The 4,906-nt window shown below is 64.3% G+C and carries 5 protein-coding genes; 1 reads left to right on the top strand and 4 read right to left on the bottom strand.

Going from position 1 to position 4,906, the window contains the following annotated elements; genetic code table 11:
* Positions 1–346: 346 nt before the first annotated feature.
* The 4 genes from AC5RWX_RS30235 to AC5RWX_RS30220 all read right to left on the bottom strand — a co-directional run bounded on the left by AC5RWX_RS30235 (position 347) and on the right by AC5RWX_RS30220 (position 3,297).
* Positions 347–1,411, bottom strand: coding sequence for a spore photoproduct lyase family protein (locus AC5RWX_RS30235; RefSeq protein ID WP_494099904.1), 1,065 nt, complete (start codon positions 1,409–1,411; stop codon positions 347–349).
* 136 nt (positions 1,412–1,547) lie between these two features.
* Positions 1,548–1,970: an alternative ribosome rescue aminoacyl-tRNA hydrolase ArfB gene (arfB, locus tag AC5RWX_RS30230; RefSeq protein WP_494099903.1), complete on the bottom strand. Its 423-nt coding sequence runs from the start codon at positions 1,968–1,970 to the stop codon at positions 1,548–1,550.
* A gap of 28 nt (positions 1,971–1,998) precedes the next feature.
* Entirely contained in the window at positions 1,999–2,529 is a 531-nt protein-coding gene (locus AC5RWX_RS30225; protein ID WP_494099902.1) for a hypothetical protein, read from the bottom strand.
* 345 nt (positions 2,530–2,874) lie between these two features.
* Positions 2,875–3,297 carry an SRPBCC family protein gene (locus tag AC5RWX_RS30220; RefSeq protein ID WP_494099901.1) on the bottom strand — a complete coding sequence of 141 codons (423 nt, stop codon included), beginning with the start codon at positions 3,295–3,297 and terminating at the stop codon, positions 2,875–2,877.
* Positions 3,298–3,554: 257 nt separating this feature from the next.
* On the opposite strand from AC5RWX_RS30220, the gene AC5RWX_RS30215 reads away from it, so the two are divergent.
* Positions 3,555–4,906, top strand: a 1,352-nt coding sequence (locus AC5RWX_RS30215; protein WP_494099900.1) for an ABC-F family ATP-binding cassette domain-containing protein, incomplete at its 3' end; no start/stop codon positions are given.

Raw genomic sequence — 4,906 nt, 5'->3', positions numbered from 1 at the left:
CCGCGGGGGGGGGGGGGGGGGGGGGGGGGGCCCCCTGAGGCTGGAGGGCAATGTCGACGGCGGCTGGCGGGGCCGAAGACGTTTGAATCTGACGGTCGGTGTGGGCGTCGTCGAGGCCGACACCGGGCGAACAACCCGCGAGGAAGGCCGCCAGGGCGACGAGCCAGGCGAGAAGACGGGTACGGGCACCGATCATGATCGGTCAAGTTTAGCGCGGCGCGGCCCCGGCAGGGAGGGCTACTTGCCGGGCCGCCGACGGCGCCTATCCGGCAGGGGCGGTGCGGTCCCGCAAGCAGGAGGAGACCCTTTGCAGTGCCGTGACGGCGTCGTGGGCTGACTGTGGTGCTCAGAATGCGTAGCGGATCCGGCAGTAAGGCACGATCTGCTCCATGAGCGCCGTCAGCTGCCGCACGTAGCGGCCCTTGGTCCCTGAACGGTAGCGGACGTTGGTGAAACCGTTGGAGGAGACCTTCGATTCCTGCAGGTCCGGACGCCACAGCACTTTCTCGGCCTGCGGATGCCAACCCAGGTTGACCTCGTGGAGCCGCTCGTTGTGGGTCAGGAAGATGATTTCCGCCGCGAGCTGGGCTTTTGCGGCATCTGTCAGGGTGGCATCGAGCTCCCGCAGCAGTTCCTCCCAATCGCTGAGCCAGGTGTCGGTAATGATGACGGGGGAGAAGTTGACGTGCACCTCGTATCCAGCATCAACGAAGTCGTTGATTGCCGCCATGCGTTCAGCCACTGGCGAGGTCCGGACGTCAACCGACTTGGCCAGGTCCGCGGGCATGAGGGAGAAGCGGACCCTGGTGTGGCCGCCGTGGTCCCAGCCAAGCATCGCCGGGTTCACGTACTTGGTGGCAAAGGACAGCTTGGCTGTAGGCAAGTCGCGGAAAAGCCTGACGAGATCCTCCACGTTGTCGCTGATGAGCGCATCGACGGAGCAGTCGCTGTTTTCACCGATGTCGTAGACCCAGAGCTCCGGGTCGCACTGGTTGGGCTCCAGCTTCATGCCCTGCCGGGTGGCGTGCCGCTCAAGCGCGCCGGCAATCTGCTCGATATTCGCAAACACGGTCACCGGGTTGCTGTACCCCTTGTGCCGGGGCACGTAGCAGTAGGCGCATGCCATGGCGCAACCGTTCGCGCTGGAGGGGGCTATGAAATCCGCGGAACGGCCGTTCGGCTTGACGCTCAGCGCCTTCTTGACGCCGAGGACCAGCGCCTCCGTCTTGATCCTGGACCAGCGCGGCACGTTGGTTTCATCGCCGTGCACCTCCGGGATGTTCCAGTGGTTGTCCACCAGCACAACGTCGGCGTCCGGCCAGCGTTCGACGATTTCCTTGCCCCGGGGCAGCTCCAGGGCAGCAGGCTGCGCATAGATACGGCGGATCTGCAGCAGCCGGTTGAATTCCATGACTCCATTGTCCCAAGACGCCCAAAAAGTTGCGGCTGGTTAAGCCCACGGCATCTTATGCTGGCGGCGAACCGCTACCTCCCTGAGTCCCCGGTTGAGCTTTCAGTCCCGCAAATTCTTCGGTGCTCAACGTCCGCTACTCGGCTGAGGGCCGCTTGCGTTGCTGCTTGGTTGTTGATCGCAGTTTTTTGGCGACAAGGCGGCGGCGGTTCGAGCCGCGGGTGGGTTTGGTTGCCCGGCGGCCAGGCGCAACCGGAGCAAGGCCCTTGGCCACGAGGTCGGCAAGCTTGGCCAGGGCCAGCCCTCGATTGCGCAGCTGCGAGCGCCGCTCGGAAGCGGTCACTGTGATCGCCCCTCCGATGAGGCGTGGCTCGAGACGCGTGAGCAGCATCAGCCGTTGGCTCTCCGAAACCGCCAATGACTCGCGGACGTTCCACGAGAGTTCGACCCGGCTGTCCGAAGTATTAACGTGTTGACCGCCTGCCCCGGACGAGCGCGAAAACCGCCAGTCCAGTTCCGACGCGGGAATCGTCAGCCCGGGCACCACCTCCAGATCCATGGAATCAGCGTCGCATGGTGTGGCACCTTCAAGAAACGGTGACAGTCAGGGGCGGGAGCGCCAGCCGGTAGGTCCGGTCCTGCTGTTCGTCCGAGTAGTCCAGCTCCAGCTCCGGGGAATCACGTGGTGCCAGGTAGCTGATCAGTAGGTGCTCGGAGCTGTGCGGTGCTAACGGGCCGGGGTCGCGGTCAGAATCCCGCGGAGTAATTGTCACCGCCGATGAACCCAGCCTCAACCGGAGCTGGCCCGGACTGAAAAGCACCGGCGCCGCCCCGGCATTCTGAAGTTGCACTTCGAGCAGCACGACGTCGGCCCAAGTGAGGTTGAGCGGTTCCGGCCCCGCCGCATCTCCCAACGTCCGGCCGTTGTGACCATGTGCGTCGGGGCTGGTCTGTTCCGTCGTGCTGACACGCCGGATTTGCGTGCCTCCGGTGCCCCTGCCGGACTTTAGGTGCGAAGCAGCAGCCGCCAGGGTGGTGAAAGCTGGTTGTCCTTGGTCATCGAGCCGGGCAAGGCGTCCGGCTCGAACAATTGCCAGGGATCCAAATGCCGTGGCCACGCTCGTGGCTATGTTCTCCCGGCTCCTCCCGGCAAGTCCATAGGTACCGCCGGCCAGCAGCAGGAAAGCGCCGCCACTCAGCACTAATCCGAACTGACGGCGACTTAGGTTTCGATTGGTGGATGTGCTTGGTTGAGGATGCATGGCGCCTCCTATGTCGTTACGGAACATCGTGCCCCTTCCGCCACCTGCTTGCCCTGAACTTCGTTGGTGCACAACGTGTGCCCCAACGTCTGGCAAGCATGACCCGCGCCGCTTGTGAAATTCTTGGCGCGCGGCAAAAGCCACTGGTGCAACCGGTGCCCTGGCTGCCACTCTGGGCATTTTCGGTTTCAGTTCGCGCAGCTAGAGCCCGCGAGTGGCGGCACCGGCCAAGTGTCGGTTCCGCGCCTCGATGAGTTTCTGCAGGTAGCGGGCCAGGACCAGTCTTTCGACAAGGCGACCTATGAGCCCGAAAGGAGCCTCGAACTCGATCCGGTCCACCATGGTGGTCCCGGCAGGATCCTCCCTGAATTCGTGCACGTGCCGGAACCGCCGAAACGGTCCGCGAACCTGTTCATCGACAAAATAGTCAGGTGACTGCAGCTCGGTGATCCGGCTCGTCATCCGTAGCGGAAGGCCGAAATGCCATGCCCGCCACGTTACTTCCTCGCCCACAGCGAGAAGTCCGCTGGTCACACCCGCGATCGCTTCCTCGCGGGATGTGGCCATTGATGCCTTGTGTGCGTCGACGCTCCGGGCGAGGTCAAACAGCTCCAGTCGGGGCATGCTTGTCCGCGTTGTGCACTCAAAGTGAACGGCCATTGTCCGAGTATTCCAGTTCTTCCCTGCCCGGACGGACATGGTGCCGCAGGCAAACGCCACACCGCCCGGCACCGAGACCGCACAGTCCCACCCGTGCTGCGGTTCTGCAGCGGAGGCGCGGACGGTAGACTTGGATGGGCCGTTCTCCGGCCATTGCCGCCCACGCCCACCACAGACGCTCTGGGCTGCGGCTTATCCCTCTGTGAAAGGCTTTACCTGCTGTGATTACTGTCCAGGATCTTGAACTGCGCGCCGGCGCCCGGCTCCTGATGGACCAGGTGAGCTTCCGCATCGACAAGGGAGACAAGATCGGCCTGGTGGGCCGCAACGGCGCCGGGAAGACCACGCTGACCCGGGTTCTCGCCGGGGAGGGGCTCCCTGCTGCGGGCAAAGTCACACGCACCGGTGAGATTGGCTACCTGCCCCAGGATCCCCGCACACCCGACATGGAGCAGCTCGCGCGGGACCGGATCCTGTCCGTCCGCGGTTTGGACATTGCCGTCGGCAAGCTGCGCCTGGCCCATGAAGAGATGGCCAGCGAAGACGCGGCAGTGCAGCGCAAGGCGATGAACCGCTACGACCGGCTCGAATCCGAGTTCCTCGCGGCGGGCGGTTATGCGGCCGAAGCCGAGGCGGCGGCAATCTGCTCCAACCTTGCGCTGCCGGACCGTCTGCTGAACCAGCCGCTCAAGACCCTCTCCGGTGGGCAGCGGCGCCGCGTGGAACTGGCCCGCATTCTCTATTCAGATGCCGAGACCATGCTCCTCGATGAGCCCACCAACCACCTTGACGCCGATTCCATCGCCTGGCTTCGCGACTTCCTGAAAAACCACCAGGGCGGACTGATCGTGATCAGCCACGACACCGAGCTGCTCGAAGCCACCGTCAACAAGGTCTTCCTGCTCGACGCAAACCGCGCGCAGATCGACTTTTACAACATGGACTGGAAGCGGTACCTCACCCAGCGTGAAACTGACGAACGTGCCCGCAAGCGCGAACGTGCCAACGCCGAAAAGAAGGCCCAGGTCCTCTTCGACCAGGCCAACAAGATGCGTGCCAAGGCCACCAAGGCCGTCGCAGCGCAGAACATGGCCAAGCGCGCCGAGCGCCTGCTGAGCGGACTGGAGGCCGTCCGCGAGCAGGACCGCGTGGCAGCTTTGCGCTTCCCGGACCCGTCGCCCTGCGGCAGGACTCCGCTGACGGCCGAAGGCCTCAGCAAGTCTTACGGTTCACTGGAGATCTTCACCGACGTGGACCTGGCGATAGACCGCGGCTCCAAGGTTGTTATCCTCGGCCTCAACGGTGCCGGCAAGACCACGCTCCTGCGCATGCTGGCCGGCGTGGACAAGCCCGATACCGGTGACGTAATCGCCGGGCACGGCCTCAAGGTGGGTTACTACGCCCAGGAACATGAAACTCTCGACGTCGACCGCACCGTCCTGGAAAACATGCGTTCCGCTGCTCCCGACATGAAGGACGCAGAGGTGCGCGGCATCCTGGGCTCCTTCCTGTTTTCAGGGGACGACGTCGACAAGCCCGCCGGCGTGCTCTCCGGCGGCGAGAAGACCCGCCT

The organism is Arthrobacter sp. SPT-J7, from assembly GCF_059089965.1.
The sequence above is the reverse complement of the archived record's forward strand: the minus strand, read 5'-3'. Positions and strand labels throughout refer to the sequence as shown.